The 18,589-nt window shown below is 43.5% G+C and carries 17 protein-coding genes and 1 pseudogene; 4 read left to right on the top strand and 14 right to left on the bottom strand.

What is annotated here, in order from left to right; genetic code table 11:
- Positions 1–4: 4 nt before the first annotated feature.
- A complete protein-coding gene (locus tag A8F95_RS08280; RefSeq protein ID WP_065410092.1) occupies positions 5–1,747 on the bottom strand; it encodes a sensor domain-containing protein in 1,743 nt (580 codons plus the stop codon).
- 178 nt (positions 1,748–1,925) lie between these two features.
- Between A8F95_RS08280 and A8F95_RS08275 the strand changes: the two genes are divergently transcribed.
- Positions 1,926–2,399: a hypothetical protein gene (locus A8F95_RS08275; RefSeq protein WP_065410091.1), complete on the top strand. Its 474-nt coding sequence runs from the start codon at positions 1,926–1,928 to the stop codon at positions 2,397–2,399.
- Between the two features lie 48 nt (positions 2,400–2,447).
- Here A8F95_RS08275 and dat read toward each other — a convergent pair whose 3' ends face one another.
- A complete protein-coding gene (dat, locus tag A8F95_RS08270) occupies positions 2,448–3,281 on the bottom strand; it encodes a D-amino-acid transaminase (protein WP_065410090.1) in 834 nt (277 codons plus the stop codon).
- 242 nt (positions 3,282–3,523) lie between these two features.
- On the opposite strand from dat, the gene A8F95_RS08265 reads away from it, so the two are divergent.
- Together A8F95_RS08265 and A8F95_RS08260 are read left to right on the top strand one after the other, a co-directional pair.
- Positions 3,524–4,537: an NADP-dependent oxidoreductase gene (locus tag A8F95_RS08265; RefSeq protein ID WP_065410089.1), complete on the top strand. Its 1,014-nt coding sequence runs from the start codon at positions 3,524–3,526 to the stop codon at positions 4,535–4,537.
- A gap of 213 nt (positions 4,538–4,750) precedes the next feature.
- Positions 4,751–5,224: a GyrI-like domain-containing protein gene (locus A8F95_RS08260; RefSeq protein WP_065410088.1), complete on the top strand. Its 474-nt coding sequence runs from the start codon at positions 4,751–4,753 to the stop codon at positions 5,222–5,224.
- A 133-nt stretch (positions 5,225–5,357) separates the two neighbouring features.
- Here A8F95_RS08260 and A8F95_RS08255 read toward each other — a convergent pair whose 3' ends face one another.
- The 7 genes from A8F95_RS08255 to A8F95_RS08225 all read right to left on the bottom strand — a co-directional run bounded on the left by A8F95_RS08255 (position 5,358) and on the right by A8F95_RS08225 (position 12,094).
- On the bottom strand, positions 5,358–6,170 hold the full coding sequence (locus tag A8F95_RS08255; protein WP_095407462.1) for a ZIP family metal transporter: 813 nt from the start codon (positions 6,168–6,170) through the stop codon (positions 5,358–5,360).
- A gap of 293 nt (positions 6,171–6,463) precedes the next feature.
- Positions 6,464–7,363, bottom strand: a complete 900-nt coding sequence (rbsB, locus tag A8F95_RS08250) for a ribose ABC transporter substrate-binding protein RbsB (protein WP_425414990.1) — start codon at positions 7,361–7,363, stop codon at positions 6,464–6,466.
- A gap of 26 nt (positions 7,364–7,389) precedes the next feature.
- Positions 7,390–8,340: a ribose ABC transporter permease RbsC gene (gene rbsC, locus A8F95_RS08245; protein ID WP_065410086.1), complete on the bottom strand. Its 951-nt coding sequence runs from the start codon at positions 8,338–8,340 to the stop codon at positions 7,390–7,392.
- Position 8,341: 1 nt separating this feature from the next.
- Positions 8,342–9,823, bottom strand: a complete 1,482-nt coding sequence (locus A8F95_RS08240) for a sugar ABC transporter ATP-binding protein (RefSeq protein WP_065410085.1) — start codon at positions 9,821–9,823, stop codon at positions 8,342–8,344.
- Between the two features lie 15 nt (positions 9,824–9,838).
- Complete coding sequence (rbsD, locus tag A8F95_RS08235; RefSeq protein WP_065410084.1) at positions 9,839–10,234, bottom strand: D-ribose pyranase; 396 nt, start codon at positions 10,232–10,234, stop codon at positions 9,839–9,841.
- Positions 10,231–11,112 carry a ribokinase gene (gene rbsK / locus A8F95_RS08230; RefSeq protein ID WP_065410083.1) on the bottom strand — a complete coding sequence of 294 codons (882 nt, stop codon included), beginning with the start codon at positions 11,110–11,112 and terminating at the stop codon, positions 10,231–10,233. The genes rbsD and rbsK overlap by 4 nt, the downstream gene beginning before the upstream one ends.
- On the bottom strand, positions 11,105–12,094 hold the full coding sequence (locus A8F95_RS08225) for a LacI family DNA-binding transcriptional regulator (RefSeq protein WP_065410082.1): 990 nt from the start codon (positions 12,092–12,094) through the stop codon (positions 11,105–11,107). Before A8F95_RS08225 ends, rbsK begins: the two co-directional genes overlap by 8 nt.
- 227 nt (positions 12,095–12,321) lie before the next feature.
- Here A8F95_RS08225 and A8F95_RS08220 point away from each other — a divergent pair, with 227 nt between their 5' ends.
- Positions 12,322–13,200, top strand: coding sequence for a cation diffusion facilitator family transporter (locus tag A8F95_RS08220; RefSeq protein ID WP_049665536.1), 879 nt, complete (start codon positions 12,322–12,324; stop codon positions 13,198–13,200).
- Positions 13,201–13,304: 104 nt separating this feature from the next.
- Here A8F95_RS08220 and A8F95_RS08215 read toward each other — a convergent pair.
- The 5 genes and pseudogenes from A8F95_RS08215 to A8F95_RS08195 all read right to left on the bottom strand — a co-directional run.
- Positions 13,305–13,916: pseudogene (locus tag A8F95_RS08215) on the bottom strand (TerD family protein); the annotation flags it as partial.
- A gap of 15 nt (positions 13,917–13,931) precedes the next feature.
- Positions 13,932–15,008, bottom strand: a complete 1,077-nt coding sequence (locus A8F95_RS08210; RefSeq protein ID WP_065410081.1) for a toxic anion resistance protein — start codon at positions 15,006–15,008, stop codon at positions 13,932–13,934.
- A gap of 18 nt (positions 15,009–15,026) precedes the next feature.
- Complete coding sequence (locus A8F95_RS08205; protein ID WP_065410080.1) at positions 15,027–16,643, bottom strand: YceG family protein; 1,617 nt, start codon at positions 16,641–16,643, stop codon at positions 15,027–15,029.
- A 26-nt stretch (positions 16,644–16,669) separates the two neighbouring features.
- Positions 16,670–17,476, bottom strand: a complete 807-nt coding sequence (locus A8F95_RS08200; protein WP_065410079.1) for an HAD family hydrolase — start codon at positions 17,474–17,476, stop codon at positions 16,670–16,672.
- A complete protein-coding gene (locus A8F95_RS08195; protein WP_065410078.1) occupies positions 17,473–18,588 on the bottom strand; it encodes a cysteine protease StiP family protein in 1,116 nt (371 codons plus the stop codon). The genes A8F95_RS08200 and A8F95_RS08195 overlap by 4 nt, the downstream gene beginning before the upstream one ends.
- Position 18,589: the final 1 nt, after the last annotated feature.

The following is an 18,589-nucleotide window of genomic DNA, read 5'->3' as shown; positions in this document are numbered from 1 at the left end:
ATTGTTATCTTGCTTTGCTTCTTCTTATATAATCTAGAAAAGCAGAAGTGTCTAATGGCCGGCTGAAAAAGTAACCTTGAGCCGCATCGCAGCCTGCTTTTCTTAGTATCTCCATTTGCTTCTCATTCTCCACACCTTCTGCAACAATCATTAAGCCTAGATTGCGGGCTAGACTGATCATGGCTTTGGCAATTGCCTTGTCCGCCTCTTCCTCTTCAATATTTTGAATAAAGGAACGATCAATTTTCAGTGCATTCATTGGAAACTGTTTTAAATAACTGAACGAGGAGAAACCAGTTCCAAAATCATCAATTGAAATAGACACGCCAAGCTGCTGCAGACGCATAAGAATGGCAGCAGCCTCCTTCGGCTTTTCCATTACGGTGCTCTCCGTTAATTCTAATTCAAGAGCAGCGGGTTCTAGCCCCGTTTCCTTTAGAATACGCGCTGTCAGCTCAGCAAAGTCTTGCTTTTGAAATTGGATAGCCGATACATTCACACTTACTTTTAAATGAGTATGTCCCAGCTCGTGCCACTCTTTACATTGACGGCATGCTTCCCGCAGTACCCATTCTCCTAAAGGAACAATCATTCCGGTTTCTTCAGCCAAATCAATAAAATCCCCTGGATACACCAATCCGTTTTCACTATTCCAACGAACTAACGCCTCCATGCCGTATACTTCTCCGGTGCTTATGTACACTTTAGGCTGATAATGAAGAACAAATTCTCCTTTTTCTAACCCTTGCGAAAGCGAAATCTCTTTTTCTAAGCGTTGATTGGCAGATTCTTTCATGGAAGTTGTAAAAAATTGATAACCATTCTTCCCTTTATTTTTTAAAACATTTACCGCCAAATCAGCGTGGACTAAAAGAGAATATAAAGTTTCTCCATCCTCTGGATACACACTCACACCTATACTAACGGATATAGGAACTTTTTTATCAAAGACTGCAAATGGCTGTCGAAACCGCTCTAATAATTTTTCACACATTGCAGAGACTTCGCTAATCTCCTTCACATTCGACATAAGAAGGGCAAACTCATCCCCGCTTATACGAGCAGCTAAAATGTGCTCTGTCTCTAATGTTCTAAGACGGCGAGCAGTCTCCTGAAGAAGCAAGTCTCCGGCTTCGTAACCAAGACTATCATTAATCTTTTTAAAATAGTCTAAGTCAAAGATGAGTAAAGCAGATATTACCTCTTCGCCAGTCCTTAAATAACCATCTCCATAGTGTTCTACATAGCGTCGGTTCGGCAAGCCGGTTAGCGGATCATAAAAGGCCAGCCTCTCTAACTTCTCCTCTGCCTCTATCCGCTCACTAATATCAAGAGAAAAACCGAGCAGGTACTCTTGCCCTTCCTCTTCCCCTTGGATAATTGAGGTGCCCGAAAGCATATGGATCGGCTCCCCATTAAAGTCAACAACGGCTTCTCTTATCCTCAATTGCTTGGTTTCCCAAGTTTCAAGGTCATGAGCACGCACTTCTTCAGCGATAGCAGGGGAGAAAAAATCAAATACTGTCTTACCGATAAGTTCGTCAAGTTTCTTGCCGTTCTTTTCACAGGCTAATTTATTAGCAAAGAGCGTTCGACCTTGCCTGTCTTCTATAAAAATGTGAACTGGTAAAGAATCTAGTATACTTATATTTAACGGAGACATAGCACTAAGCAAACCAATAAACGTTTCAGCCTGATGAGAGGCATTCGTTTTCTTCTCAGTGCGATCCTGTTTGGATGGATTCATGATCGTTTCTCCTCTGTTATAAAAATAGATAATACCTTGTCGAAATATTACATTTTTATTTCATTTTACCAAAGACGAGTCGAAAAGTAATTACTAAAGTCGCAGAAGATAAAAAATACCGAGGAGTTGGATATGCTATAATAAAGGCTTATTCTATTCCTTAAATCCTGGAGGCGCTATGCTGAATTTTAATGAAAAATTGTCGATTATTGAGTCTTTTCCCCAATTGCAGCGAAAAGACGTATCTCTTGGCAGAGTTAACTTTCAATTTCCCGACAGTGTAACGGAAAAAAAGAACATCGTGTACCATCTTCATCCGAACGGAAATGGCTTTGTTTATGCAGGGGAATTGACCGGTTATCCGACAGATGCTAAAGGCATGGTCAATATTCGAGAGTTTTCTGCTGAAGAATTACGTAAAATCATTCATGACTCCATCCAATCGCTTTCTCCTAAAACACTTGAGGAAGAAGCAATTATCGGGGAAGCTTATGAAGAAACATGGATTAATCAAGACGATCAAACTCTTGTTTTAATCGAGGAAGATGATATGTGGAATGTGTACGCTGGCTTGAACTTGGATGGGACGTTCAACTCTTATGGGGAAGCCATTCAATATCTAGATGAGGAAGGTTTTCATCGTTTATCTTAATGGACAAGAGCCCGGCTTCTTTATAAAGAATCGGGCTCTTCCTCATGCTTATCTTGTTTTTTGCCGAAAGCCTTTATGCAGCTGCATGGTAAGCGAACCAGGGCGGCCGTCTCCAATCTGACAGTCATCCGCATTCGTAACCGCAAGAACCTCTGATGTTGTGCTCGTTAAAAAGACTTCATCCGCTTGGAACAGCTCTTCAGGTGTAAAGGATTTTTCTATGAATGGAACCTTTAGCTCCTCTGCCACTTCTTTCACAGCCATGCGTGTAATGCCAGCTAGAATATGATTAGAAAGAGGAGCTGTTTGGACGCGTCCCTCTTTAACGATAAACACATTCGTGCTCGACCCTTCCGTAATGATCCCTTCACGTACCAGCACTGCCTCAAAGCAACCCTGCTCAAAAGCTTCCTGCTTCGCCAAAATATTTGGCAGCAGATTTAACGATTTAATATAGCAATTTTGCCAGCGCTCATCCGGCAGCAGTGCTACTTTAACTCCCTGAGTGCGCACGTCCTGAGATAACTCGCGGGCTGGTTTAACCGTTATCGAAATGGACGCCGGGCACGTTGGAAACAAATGATTTCTTGGCGCGATTCCTCTCGTGGCCTGCATATAAAGATCCGCATCGGCTAACCCACTCTTCTCCACTAATTGCAGCATGATTGTTTCTAGCTCTTCTTGTTCTTTCCCAATCTCCAGCTTAATCGCTTTGGCACTTTTATATAGGCGTTCAAGGTGCTCTTTCATCATAAAAGGTTTCCCCTGATAGAAACGAATCACTTCATACACTCCATCGCCAAATTGATGGCCGCGTTCATCGATCGGAATGACCGGTTCATCTATCCCGATAATTTTTCCGTTAAAATATGCTAATGCCATCAGCGGCACCTCCTTTTTTACAAAACAAGAAAAGGTTCCTCTCTCTCAATGAAATTTATGCTTTTTTCAGTCATACATTCATTAGAAAGAGCCCTTTTTCATTATACATAAAAATAAATATTCTCCATAAAGAAACCTTGGCCATGCTTCCAGAAACTGTATAGGGAGATACCATTAGAAAGAGTTTGCTTCTATATCAAACGGGTAGGATAAGGGAAAAGATAAGAGGGGAAATGATACTGATGAAAAACCGTGAAATACTTCTAGTGAAACGCCCGGACGGCGAGCCAACAGACGAACACTTATCCATTGAAGAAGCCGCTATCCCTGCCTTATCAGATGGGGAAGCAATCGTTCGGCTGCTATACGTATCCGTTGATCCCTATATGCGCGGCCGCATGAATGAAGGCAAGTCCTACGTAGAACCCTTTCAATTAAATCAACCGATGGAAGGGGGCGCTGTTGCGGAAGTAATCGAGTCACAATCCGATAAGCTGCAGGTTGGAGATATCGTAACCGGCTCCCTTCCTTGGAGAGAATACACAGCCATTGCGGCTGAATCTGTTCGAAAAATAGATCCGGCACTCGGCCCGGTAACCACTTCCTTGCATATCCTCGGTATGACCGGTCTCACTGCCTATTTTGGGCTGATGGACATCGGCCGGCCGCAAGAAGGCGAAACAGTCGTTGTATCTGGGGCAGCAGGTGCTGTCGGCTCTACTGTTGTTCAAATCGCCACCATTGCTGGTGCCAGGGTAGTAGGCATTGCCGGGTCTGAAGAAAAAGTTCAGCTCGTGAAACAACTAGGAGCTGACGAGGTCATTAATTATCAAACAGAAGATGTAAGCAGTGCTCTTGCCGAGGCCTGCCCTAACGGTGTGGACATTTATTTCGACAATGTAGGCGGTGATATCTCTGATGCTGTCTATCCGCTGCTAAACAAATTTGCCCGTATCGTTCAATGCGGCGCAATCTCTTCCTATAATAAAAAAGACGATCAAGGTCCTCGTATCCAGCATTATTTAATTAAATCAAGCGCGTTGATAAAAGGATTTACTGTTGGCGATTATCGCGAACGCTATCCAGAAGGATTACAGCACCTATCCAAATGGCTGCAAGAAGGCAAGCTTACTTATGAAGAAACCATTACAGAAGGATTTGAGAATATACCACAAGCCTTTTTCGGTTTATTTACAGGCGAAAACATCGGTAAGCAGCTCGTGAAAGTGAACGAGCCTTCCCGCTTTGGCTCGTAAATAGCCGTTTGTGGTCAATAAATCGTCTTTTATGATTGATAAACTACTCTATTGCTCAGTAAAAATACATTCGCTTATAAATAAAAGCCGGTACACCTGCCGGCTTTTATTACCCTCTTTAGTTTTTGGAATTTTCTCTCTCTTTCTACCTCTTCCACCTATTTTTGTTGTAAAATAAGAACACAAGCAATTATTTTAAGCGGAGGTGTCCGAATGATCCCGAAAATTGTTGAAATTGGAGAGATTAAAGTAATTGGCTTGCAAACGACCTGCCAGGAAGCTGAATTGGCAGCAGAGAGAGAAAGAATGTGGAAACAATTTAAGCACTTTGCCGATACGATACCTAATCAGACAAATGGCCATATGATGGAGATTTGTTTGCAAAAACAAGGTAGCCTGATCAAGCACTGTGTGGCGATGGAAGTAGAAAGTGCTGATATTGTTCCTTCTGGCATGACAAGCTTTACCATTCCACCACAAAGTTATATTCATATAGAGCATACTGGTTGCACCGATACGATTTGGCAGTCATTATATGAACTAAAACAATGGGCTAAAAACTATCACTGCCGCCTCGATCCGAACCATTTTACCATTGATGTAACGATCTCGGAAGACCCGCCTACACACGGACTATATGTAAAACTTGAAGACCAGAAAATAGAGTCTGGCGAACTCGTAGTCTAACTGGTTAAGGGACCTCACATTTTAGGCTTTAGAGGTTTATTTTCAATGCAAAAGACAGACAAGCAACGAAGAAAGCGAGCGTTTGTGAACAATCTGAATGCCCCAGCATCTTTTTAGACGTTGGGGCATTTTATTAACCAAGAGCTACATCCAATATCATCATTACTGTGAATCCTGCCATTAAGCCAAGCGTTGCCCAGTCTTTGCTGCCGGAAGATTGCGATTGTGGGATCAGCTGTTCCACAACGACAAAGATCATCGCCCCCGCTGCAAATGCAAGCGCATAAGGCATAATCGGCTGTATAGCGAGCACTGCTGCCGCTCCGATAACAGCCGCAACCGGTTCTACGATGGCAGACAATTGACCATAGTTAAACGCACGCAGACGTGACATTCCTTCTCCGCGTAACGGAACAGAAAGAGCGGCTCCTTCCGGCATATTTTGAATGCCGATTCCGATTGCAAGCCCAAGGGCCCCTATTACTGAAGCATCTCCAAGTCCAATCGCTGCGGCTCCGAAAGCTACGCCAATGGCTAGTCCTTCTGGGATATTATGAAGCGTAATAGCCAAAAAAAGCAGAGTAGTCTTTGGTAATCCTGTCTTCACTCCTTCGGCTTCATTTTCCGACAAACCAGAATCTAGATGAGGCACAACAAAATCCAACAGCCGGATAAAAAGGCCCCCCAACAAAAAGCCAATAGCAGGTGGAAGCCACGGAATCTGTCCGTTTTGTTCACTAAAGTTGATAGAAGGTGCTAAAAGAGACCAAAAAGAAGCTGCAATCATGACACCGGCCGCAAAACCAAGCATTGTATTCATTACATTTTGGTTAATCCGGCGAAAGAAAAAGACAATGGATGCCCCCAGCGCTGTTAATCCCCACGTTAACAAACCGCCAAGCAGTGCTTGAACTGCCGGATTTAAACCTGTGAACCAATCCATCACCATACAGACCTTTCCTTTCTACTAAGCCATTCTATTTCATTCTTTGACGACACACGATAACGATATATCCTCATTTTGCACTAGGTAAACTTTTATTGTCAATTCCAATTTTCATTCCTCTACACGACAGCTGTCTGATTTATTTTATTATTAACTAAACAAATAGGTGTCATAAATTTTTATGAAACGGAGACAGGAGAAGGAACCTATCGCTATTGCAGCCTTACAGGAGCATTCATGATAGATTTATATAAAAAAATGGCAGAGAGCATTTCCCTCTCTGCCAATCTTCTTTACTTTGTCACCATTTTTAATGGCGCTGGTATCGTTTTTTCTACTTTCTTGCCTTTCATCGTGTCACCGGCTGCCTGCACAGCAAGCTGACCGATGAGTTCAGGCTGCTGAGCAACAGTCGCTGCTAGCTGGCCGGCTTTAACAGATTTAATCGCATCCTCGTTCCCGTCAAACCCGATAACTAAGATGTCCTTGCCGGAGCTGGCAATCGCTTCAATCGCACCGAGCGCCATTTCATCATTATGCGCGAACACGGCTTGAATGTCTGGATGTCCTTGTAAGATGTTTTCCATTACGTTCAAGCCTTTTGTCCGATCGAAATCAGCTGACTGTTTCGCTACTACGTCTAGCTTTTTATCTGCTGTTAAGTGGAAGCCTTTGCCGCGCTCACGTGTAGCAGACGCACCAGGGACTCCTTCAAGCTCAGCTACTTTAGCTCCTTCGCCAAGCTTTTCAACGATCAAATCACCAGCCATTTGGCCGCCTTTCACATTGTCTGAAGCAACGAGTGTCACCACGTCTCCTTTATCGGCTGAACGGTCCAATGTAATAACAGGAATGCCAATCGCATTTGCTGATTGCACAGCTGTCGAAATAGCCGATGAATCAGTTGGATTAATAAGCAAGACATCGACTCCTTGCTGAATTAAATCCTCTACATCGTTAATTTGCTTTGCAGAATCGTTTTGGGCATCGACCACAATGGTTTCCATCTGGTTCTTCTTCGCTTCTTTGACTACTCCATCTTTCAAGGAAACAAAAAATGGATTATTTAACGTCGACACGGATAAACCAATCTTTATATCTTCCAGCTTGTCTTTTTTCGCAGGTTTCGCCCATTGAGGGGGTTCAAGCGAGCAGCCCCCAAGCATCAATAACGAAAACGACAATAGGACCATCCATATTTTTTTCACGTTCATTCCTCCTATGCCGCTTTTTTGCGGTCAATTAACACAGCGATCACAATGACAATTCCTTTAACGACCATTTGGAAAAAGGAAGAGACACCAAGTAAATTAAGACCGTTGTTCAATGTTCCAATAATTAAAGCCCCGATCAGCGTACCGATGATGAGGCCGCGGCCTCCTGAAAGGCTTGTCCCCCCAAGTACAACGGCTGCAATGGCATCCAATTCATAAGAGGTCCCTGCTGTCGGCTGAGCTGAATTAAGCCGTGATGTTAAAATAGCGCCAGCTAAAGCCGCAAGCAGACCCGCTAAAGAATAAATCATAATTTTGACACGGGATACTTTGATACCCGAAATCCAAGCCGCTTTTTCGTTGCCGCCAATCGCATAAGTCTGACGGCCAAACGGTGTTTTATGCAAGATCACCCATAGAACAGCAAATGCTATAATCATCGTAACAGCAGGCACCGGAATGCCAAGAAAATAGCCGCGGCCAAACAATTGAAACAAGTAACTGTCCCCAAGACCAGTGATCGGATTTCCATCTGTATAAACGAGTGTTAACCCGCGGTAAATTGTCATGGTTGCTAATGTAGCGATAAAAGGAGCCATTTTTCCTTTTGTAATGAGGAAGCCATTGATAGCTCCCATGATCGCCCCGAGCAGACAGCCAATCAAAATAGCAAGCATAGGATCAATTCCTGAGACAATCATACCCGCCATTAGAGCACTAGAAAGCGCCAAAATGGAACCAACCGATAAATCAATTCCGCCTGTTAAAATAACAAACGTCATGCCATAGGCGATCAGTGCATTAATCGCTACTTGCCGAAGCAAATTTAAAATATTTAAAGGAGCTAAGAAGCTTGGGTTTAAAATAGAAACAATTAAGATTAAGATGATTAATCCAAGCAGCGGTCCGAGCTTCTGAGTCAGATCGTTCAGTGGTTTTACTCCTGTTTTACTCATTTCATTGCCCTCCTGCAGCGAACGTCATGATTTTCTCCTGCGTCGCTTCTTCTTTCGTTAATTCTCCGCTGATTTTCCCTTCATGAAAAACGAGAATGCGGTCACTCATTCCTAACACTTCAGGCAATTCCGAAGACACCATAATAATAGCCATGCCCCGGTCAGTCAGCTCATTCATCAGTGAATAAATTTCCCGCTTGGCACCGACATCTACCCCTCTTGTCGGCTCATCCAAAATCAGAACCTTTGGACCAATGCCAATCCATTTAGCAAGCACTACTTTTTGCTGGTTACCGCCTGATAAGTTCTTAGCACTTGTTTCAGCTGATTCTGTTTTGATCGTTAACCGCTTAATGAGCATGTCAACAAATTGCTGCTCATTTTTCTCGTCAATCAATCCTTTAGGGGCGAAGCTTTTGACGCTCGGCAGCGCAATATTTTCACGAATCGAAAAATCAAGAATGAGTCCTTCATCCTTCCGATCCTCCGTAATGAAGCCGATTCCTTTTCTAACGGCCTCGTTAGGCGTGTGGATCACCGTTTTTTGATCATGTATGTAAAGCTCCCCACGATCAATTGAGTCAAGTCCAAAAATAGCCCGCATCACTTCTGTTCGGCCAGCCCCCATTAAGCCGGAGATCCCAACGATTTCCCCCTCTTTGACCGAGAAACTGATATTTTCAAATGCTCCTTTTCTCGTAAAGTCCCTAACTTCTAATACGGTTTCACCAGGAGAAGGATTTCGCGCAGGAAAACGGTCTTCAAGTTCACGGCCAACCATTTTTCTCACAACCTCATTAAAATTCGTTTCCTTTATCCTCTTCGTATCAACGGTTTTTCCGTCACGCATAACGGTAATCCGGTCACAAATGGTAAAAATCTCTTCCATTCGATGAGAAATATAAACGATCGAAACACCTTGTTTGCTTAGTGAACGAATAACCTCAAATAGTGTGGAAATCTCTCTTTCCGTTAACGCCGCTGTCGGTTCATCCATAATAATGACTTCTGCGTTTGTCATAAGTGCTTTGGCAATTTCAATCATTTGCTGCTGGCCGACGGAGCAAAGCCCTGCTTCTTTTTCAAGAGGAATCAAAACAGATAGCTTTTCGAACTGCTCTCTCGCTAGCTCTTTCATCTCTTTCGTTTTCAGCAATCCGAAAGCATTTCTCCGCTCGCGGCCGATAAAAAGATTTTCCAAAACGGTCATGTCAGGCCAAATGTTTAACTCCTGATGGATAAAAGCAATACCGCCTTCTTCCGCTTGCTTCGGGCTGGAAAAAGACCGTTCCTCGCCATTTATTTTAATGACCCCCTCATCATGTTGATGAAGGCCGGTCAGTATATTCATGAGTGTTGATTTTCCTGCCCCGTTTTCTCCCATCAGCGCATGGACCTCACCTGGAAGGAGCTCAAAATCCACACCTGTCAATACATTATTGGCTCCAAATCTTTTATGGATATTCTTCATTTCAATTTGCATGACATTCACCTCTTTCTAGAAGAATACTCCCGCATGCAATAGACAATTAGCGTATGGGGAAGCTTCTCCCGTTCGGATCACTGCTTTCGCCTGCTTTGTTAATGCTTTGAACGTCTTATGCGTCACCCATTCAACCGCTGTATCTGAAAACGTCTCTTCCATATACTGACGTACAGGCTCATTCGCTGTTTTCACTTCCTCAGCCATGGTGACCTTCTCAATGACCATGTCAGCAGCTACAGCTTCCACTGTTTGTTGAAAATCTGGAACACCTACTGTTAAAGCTAGATCGATTTTTGGAACATGGTCTGGAACAGGAAGACCAGCATCAGCGATCACGATAAAATCTGTATGTCCGAGATCAGCTAGCACCTTAGCAATATGACTATTTAATATGCCGTGCTTTTTCATCGTATTGCCTCCTCCACTTCTTGTCTTAGCGGCATGCCGCCTTGTGCACCAAACTTCATGACTGATAACGAAGCAGCGCGGTTGGCAAAGCGGAGGCTTTCCTCAATTGTTTTTCCTTCTGCTAGCGCTACGGCAAAGGCGGCGTTAAATGTGTCCCCTGCTCCTGTTGTATCAACTGCTTCAACTGGATAAGCAGGAACGAGCACCTCATGTTTCCCATTGAAATAACGAACGCCCCGCTTGCCTTCTGTAATAAAAACTTTTTCTGGGTACTTTTTTAAGGCATCTCCCTGGCTCATGCCAGCAAACAGTAAGGCCGCTTCATGCTCATTAGGCGTGATAAAGGCGGCTCTTTCAATAACGTTTGAACTAATCGGACGAGCTGGAGCTGGATTTAATAACAGAGGTACACCGAGCTCGTGACAGAGATCAGCTACATACTCTACTGTTTCTTCTGGAATCTCCTGCTGGATTAAAACGATATCTGCTTGTTCAATAGCCGGCTTTGCCCGCTTTACGTAGGCAGGTGTAACAGCATCATTGGCTCCTTTTACTACCACAATGCTGTTATCACCTTCTGCTAAAATAATATGAGCTGTGCCGCTCTCCATTTCGGTAACCGGTTCCACATACTTTATGTGAACGCCATTATCCTGAAAGTTTTGAAGGATCGCTTCTCCGTAATGGTCCTTCCCCACACAGCCGATCATCGTCACTTCTGCTCCAAGACGGGCAGCTGCCACTGCCTGATTGGCGCCTTTGCCGCCGGGAACGGTCTTGAATGAGTCTCCAAGCACCGTTTCTCCCGCTCCCGGCCGTTTCGCTGATGTGACGACTAAATCCATCGATGAACTGCCGATCACCGCTACTTTAACCATTCCTCTTCACCTTCCTCGTTGTGTTTCTCTCTATAAAGCTAACGGGCAGTTGAATATTCTGCTCTATTACCTGTTCTTTTTTAATTAATTTCAATAACAATTGCGCTGCTTGCTGGCCCATTTCATACACCGGCTGTCTAATCGTTGACAAGGCAGGAAACAGAAGCCTGCTCATCGGTATGTCATCAAATCCAATAATTTGAACATCGTCTGGGATAGACTTGCCAATCCGTAATGCTTCGTGCAGAACAGCAGCTGCCGTTATATCATTGCTGGCAAAGATGCCATCTGTATCTGGATATTGGCTAAACAACTCTTTCGCACGCTGTTCAGCTTCTTCATAAGTTAAGGAAGCCATCTGGATAACTTGAAAATTCACATTTGAACTGGCGAGCACCTCGACTGCGCCTAAAAAGCGATCCTGTACAGGCTGGATATGCCCTGGGCCTTTTAAAACTGTAATATTATGACTGCCGCGATTAACCAACTCGCGGGCCACAATTCTGCCTCCTTCTATTCCATCAGCATAGACGGTATAACTTCCTTCATGCGTGCGGTCAAGCAGAACAGTTGGAATCGCCGGGCGCTCATCGTTCAACTGGCTAAACGCCTGAGTCGCTGAAATCAGGCCTACTACCTGATTTTGTAAAAATGTATCAATATAAGCTTTTTCCTTTTCAGGATCTTCATCACTATTGCCGAATAAAAGGCGAAACCCCTGCTTTTGAAGCTCATCTTCTACGCCTCTTGCTAATTCTGGGAAAAAAGGGTTGGTGATATCAGGAAGAAGCAAGCCGACAAGCTTTGACTCTCTTTTAAAGAGAGATCTAGCCACTTCATTTGGACTGTAATTTAGCTTTTCAATCGCCTCTCGCACTCTCATAAGCGTTTCTTCATGTACATACCCTTTCCCGTTTAACACGCGAGAGACGGTAGCAACGGATACCCCTGCTTCTGCAGCAACATCTTTAATCGTGGCCATTTATCTAGCCCCTTTCATGTGTAACCGATTACACATAGCTTAGCATAATTTAAAAGGAGCTTCAATTTAAAAATAAAGGTATTTTTCCACTTTTCTTTTCACTCTTTTCAATTGTATTTAATAGGGGCAGGAAAGTTCACCTGCTGCAACCCTGTTGCTCTAGACTCACTCAAATTCTTCCTGATATCCTTAAGAAGATAGAAAAAGTAAGCTTGTGGAGGCCTAAAATGGATACTTACAATGATTTAAAACAAGGAGAAAAAGGCGCCTGGCTTAGTATATTTGCCTATATCTTCCTTTCTGTATTAAAACTTGCTGTTGGATATGTCGGCCATTCAAAAGCTTTGCAGGCAGATGGATTAAATAATACGACCGATGTCATTGCTTCAATCGCGATTTTAATTGGGTTAAAAATTGCCCGCAAGCCCCCTGATGCCGATCATCAATACGGCCATTTTCGCGCGGAGACCATCGCCTCACTGATCGCTGCTTTTATTATGATTAGTGTAGGCTTCCAAGTTCTTTTTGAGGCCGGACGCTCCTTTTTCTTAGAGGAAGATACGAAGCCTGATATGCTCACTGCCTGGACAGCTGTTTTCTGTGCTGTTATCATGTATGCGGTCTATCGCTATAATCTTCATTTAGCTAAAAAAATTAAAAGCCAGTCTATTATGGCAGCGGCTCAGGATAATCGCTCAGACGCACTCGTCAGCATTGGAGCCTTTATTGGTATTACCGGCACTCAGTTTGGGCTAAGCTGGCTTGACACCGTAACTGCCTTTATCGTTGGGCTCTTAATTATAAAAACGGCATGGGACATTTTTAAAGATGCGACCCACGCGTTAACAGATGGATTTGACCAGGAGCTTATCGGGGAAATACGAGCAACGGTTGCTCTTGTTTCTGGCGTGCAGCAAGTACGGAGCGTAAAGGCCCGAATGCACGGCAACGCTACTCTTGTCGATGTAACCGTAGCAGTGGATCCCCGGCTTAATGTTGTGGATAGCCACCTCATTACAGAGCAGATTGAGGACATTCTCTTGAAAAAATATGATGTTCAATATGCTGTCGTTCATATTGAACCTGGGATTTCCCTCCAACCGTGAGATGAGCCCTTCCCTCTTATAGAAGGAACGGCTCGTATGTGGTTCTTCATGATGCGGGCATATATTTAAAGGATCAAAATAAGAAGGGCCAGTCTTGGCCCTTCTTATTTTGATCCTGCTACCCAGTTCATTCCCCAATTGTAAGCTCGGTCCATTTGTTTGTGTCCCGGGAAATATTCAACTAACCTTTTCACGCTAAACGTTTCATTTTGAATGTTCTCGATCATGGCAATCGCACACATGATTTGCCCGTTGCGATGTTCATCCAGCTTGACGACAATTTCTTCTCCATGCGCATAAGTGAGTCTTACTACTCCGTCCACTTCAGACCAGTTAGCCGCTCCTTCATAAATAAATGCGTATACGAGGACTCGCTTTATATCCGCAATGCGTGTGCCATTGATGCGTAAGTTTTCTCCTCCGGTAGAAGCTCCGGTCCGATCGTCGTGGTCAAGCTGAATATACGGCATGTTATTCAACGAACCGAAAGCATTGCCCAATGCTTGGACACATCCTTTTTCTCCGGAATTCAATTCATATAAACAGCCGAGGTCGAGATCAAAGTTTTTCTGGCCGCCCCCAAATAGGGAGGATAAGAAACCACCACTTTTAGCTGTCTTCGGATTTTGATTCCAATTTAAGTTAACAAGAACTTCTCCTATACCGCTGCCTTTTTTGGAGAGATTAATGGATTCCCCTTTTTTCTTCAATTCAATCATTTACGTTCCCCCCTATTTCCCGTAATTTTTCATGCTCTCTTGCAGCTGAGCGATCCGCTTCATCCCATCTTCTCTAGCCCGCTTGTTTTCTTCTTCAATCGCTCTCGTTTCATCGAGCCCTTTCACAATAGTGTTCCAGCTTTCTTCAATCGTCTCAATTTTAATGCTTGGGCCACCAGCAAGGCGGGCAATTTCTGTACTTTGATTGGCGATATTTTGTGAGTTGCGCAGCAGCATTTCATTCGTCCGTCTATCCAGCTCACTCATTGAATCAGCTACAAGCTTTTGTCTCTTCGCCGCTACTGCTTGGATAATGCCGTTCTTGAAAATAGGGATCGTTGTAATAAATGCAGAGTTAATTTTTCCAATCAATTTAGTATTTCCACGCTGTAGAAGACGGATTTGCGGAGCTGTTTGCAAAGCAACCATTCTCGCCATCTCCAAGTCATACACTCGTTCCTCTAACGCCTGGATCGCATTGTTCAGCGTACTCAATTCCATTTGTGCCAGCTGGTCCCCATTTGCGACCCGCTGCTCGAGACCGGGAACCATCTTTTTCAGTTCTTCTGTCTTCATTTGGCCGGCTACAACATATTTTTCAAGCGCCATGTAATACTGATAGTTCTGTTCATACATTTGATCCATGTTATTTGTCGAACGGATCATCTCATCTTTATACTTGGAGATTTCGATATGAATCTTTTCAATTTCCTTGCCGAGTGTCTGATATTTGCCGAAGATCTTTTCGATAACTTTCTCGCCGCGATTAAACAACTTTCCTAAAAACCCTTTCGGCTCTTCAAAATCGTTTTTGTCAAACTTGTCCATCGTTTTTCCAAGCTGCTTTAATAGTGCTCCAGAGTCCGTTACGCTAGAAGAACGCATAGAAGCTAAAATTCGGTCAGAGAAAGCCGAAATCTCTTCAGCCGGTTCTTTTCCGAACTCTAGCAATTCCATTTGATTTCTCGGGTCAATGGAGCGAACTAGATTTTGCACCTCTGGTTCATTGCGAAGCTGCAGACGCATCTCTTCCGCTTTGTTTTCATTTTCCGCCAATACTTCAATTTCATTTTTGGTTGTTTCCTGCATGATTCTCATCCCTTTCTGTCAAAAAATTTGCTTGAAGATCCGGCTTAAAATAGATAAATCTTTTTTGCCATTCTGAAATGGTAAATTAAACACCATCTCTTCCAGCAAATGATGATCAAAATATTGTTTATCTATAAATCGTTCTACATCGTTGTGTCCTGGTGGATTATACAAGATAATATCTAGCCCAAACTCGCTTAGCAGCAAAAGCAAGGCAGCGTCAGCTCGTGATAGCTCCCCATTTTTTTCGTTGTTGTATAAGATGATTTTTGGTACATCCTGCGAATAATCGAATGTCTGCAGTAAATTCAATATTTCTTCCGGAATTCTGATGGCTTGTGTAAACAAATAAAGACGGAGATCCTCTTCTGTTTCTCCCGCAAGCGGCTTGATTTTCGGATGGGCGCATATCCGGGAAATAGCAGCTGCTATCCCTAATTGAAGACCATCGTGCAACTGGCCATATTGCCACCAGTTGCTTTCTATCATTTTTTTCGGATCAAGCTCCTGATTTTTATTTAAGGCATGCCGATAGTGAAACTGGTTATTCGCTTTCCCTTCCTGCATATAAGGAAAACTCGTAATGGTGACCGCATTCGGTCGACTCGTCAACCGGTGCATGTTCTCCCAATATTCTTTTCTGTTTTTAGACACTCCTGAAACTTTGGCAAATAGATTAGGGATTTTTACTTCTTCTGTATCAACAGAGAACCCCGGCCGGACAAATGCTTTTTCCTTCGCCAGTAAAAAAATTTCATCGTAGGTCGTTTTCAGAATGACAGAGACCGGAAAATGATTGCGAAACTGCCACGGTTTATAAAAGGCTGATCCTTCATGATTCAACACTTGTTCGATTTCCTTGGAAGCTCGATAAGCCACTGTTCCTTGGCGCTTAGGCTCTTCCTGTGGGAATGGCTGCAGCTTCATCGTAGAAGGATACTCAGTCCGCACTGTCCATTTATTCTCTGGGTCTATTTCCTTAAAATCATCCTTTCCTTCAGGATGAAGAATGACGACATCCATGCCCAAAAGGATTAAATAGTATAAAAAGTAAGCTTGGCTTTTGCTTATATCCCCATACCAGACCACGTGCGGCACGTCTTGTTCAATCGCTATTTCTTTCACCCACGGATCCAGATGATTCCAGATCCACTTCACCATATCGAGAAACACCCGTCTAAATTCTGGATGGCTGAATGTTCCTACATGATTCGCCTGAAAGAGAGAAAAAACATCAATCAGTGCCGACCGGACGAGCCGGTTAAATTCCGGGTCTTGTTTATACTTCGGCAGCAGTTCTTCTCCTTCCAAAAAGGCAACAAAGCGATTAACCGAGAGCTTCGGTTCATTCTGGATAATGTGATAAATCTTTTGGATCGCTTGAAATCGTTCATTAGGCATCGTCTTATCGAGCGTTTCAGATAAGACAACCACATGGGGCTGCTGGCTAAGCGAATAAAGTGCAAGTAAGTATTCTGTTTCGTCAAAACCTGCGCCTAGCACTCTAGCAGCCACCCGGCTGTATTGTATTTCCTCATTTTCATGCTGATATTGCGCCCGCTCTGTAATGGGTTTCGTTAATTCATGTGCCCAATTCGTATAGTCAACCGGCATGATGATCGGTTTTCTTTTCATCTTCACCCCCCCTTTAAGTAAACACGTTAATACAACTTAGAAGCAGTTTCGAGCCTTTTTGATAAGACTGCCTCAATAATTTCTTCCGCTGCTAAAATGCCTGACGCCTTCGTGAGTCCTAAGTGTCCGTGTTTCGCCGCTGCCTCGCCGTGACGCGGGATCAAGCCACATCCTGATTTTTCAATGAGACAAATATCCAAATAAGAGTCTCCCGCTGTAAAGACTATGTCCTTTCCCTCTTTCTCGGAAAGATATTGAACAGCGTCCCATTTATTAATGAAGCTTGGGATAAAATATACTTTTCTTCCTTGAAGTGAAAAGACCCAGCCGCGCTCAGCTGCCCACTCTGCATACTCACTCATGACTTCTGCCGGAGCAAACTCTGGTTTAATAATCAAATAAATAAAAAAGTGGTCCACTACCCGGATAGACTCTAGCCATACGGCATCCGCTGTTTCTGTGATTTTTCTTTTTACCTCTTCTAATGAAATAGTGTGCTGCTTAATTTTTGTCTCGACATACTCCTGCCAAAAAGGGTCTGCTTGGCCATTTTCAAGAATCACGCCGCCGTTGCATGTAATGGCGTACTTCGGCTGAATCTCCTCTTGAAAAATCGAAATTCGCTTATACTGTTCTACTGTTCTTGTCGTGACCGGAATGAACATCATTTGTTCGGATAGCTCACGTAAAAGGCTGATAGCCTTTTCGGTCATGAACGAAATCTCTTTGCCTTTGTACCGTTCCACGCTGCGGACAGGCATCTCTGGCTTTGTTACGTCAAAGAACTTACTTGAATAAATTAAGGTTCGATCTAAATCACTGGCAAAAATCATTGTTTTTTCTCCATTGGCTTAATTAAACCGCAGCACGTGTAAGACATTTTTTTGTATTCCTCCACCGGAACATTTCGTTCTTTTGCTAATTGGAAAATGTGCTTTAAGCGAGCATCCTCTTGATCTTTCACAAGAATTTTCCAAGGAATCCGGCGCAGGAGCACTCTCGTCGTTTCTCCTGCTCCCGGCTTGATGAGGTTCGTATCCTCAATACCAAACTCTTTTTGAATCGTTTCAATCGAATGCAGCCCTTGCCATGTCGGTGTTCGATTGATCTTTTTTACGTCTGCCTTCGCCTGCTTAATAAGAGGCGCCGCTTCCTTAAATTCATTAACAATTACGTCGATGTAATCATTCGATAGATCTTGATCTGCTAACTCTTTGTATACTTTTGCTCCGTGGAAATCATCGTCTTGTATCCAGTGGTCATTTAAAACAGTCCGGCTGACAAGACCTGATACGGTAGAATTGAGACAAGCGCTTGGAATAAGAAAGTCTTCTCTTGTACCAAATAGGGAAGAGCAGTGTCCCGGATCGGCTAACACCGCAAGCTCATCATCTAACTCAATGCCATGTTTTTCTTTAAACAAATGGGCGGAGCGTGTTAACTCTTTTGAAATAGCTCCCTTTCCAGTCCAGCCATCGATAAACACAAGCCGTTTGCCAGAATGCTGTTTCGTTAAATAAAGAATAGCATTTTCATCAATCCCCCGGCCTCGAATAATCGAGACACTATAATGAGGAATCGTTTCTCCATAAACTCGTTTTATATATCGTTTGATTAAAATACCAATCGGTGTACCAGCCCTAGCGAGAGAAACGAGCACGATGTCTCGGCCCTTTTCTTCCATGATTAATTCAGACACGACGCCGACAGCTGTCGCCACTTTTTGCTTATATGTATCAAGCGATTCATAAAATAGCTGTAAATATTCTTTTGTTGGCTGATATTCTACCGGCAGCATTTCAGAGTAATGAATGCCTTGCTGAATGGCTCGTTCTCTTTCATCTGTGTTTTTTTCAAGATGAACGGAAGACAAGTCTTTCAGCAAAAAGATAACATCTTCCGCAGAATAGCTGCCCTCAACTGTTTGCACGTTATTCTTTATCATC

The organism is Pseudobacillus wudalianchiensis (genome assembly GCF_001685015.1).
Classification (GTDB): domain Bacteria; phylum Bacillota; class Bacilli; order Bacillales; family Domibacillaceae; genus Pseudobacillus; species Pseudobacillus wudalianchiensis.
This window is presented reverse-complemented; position numbering and strand designations above follow the sequence as displayed.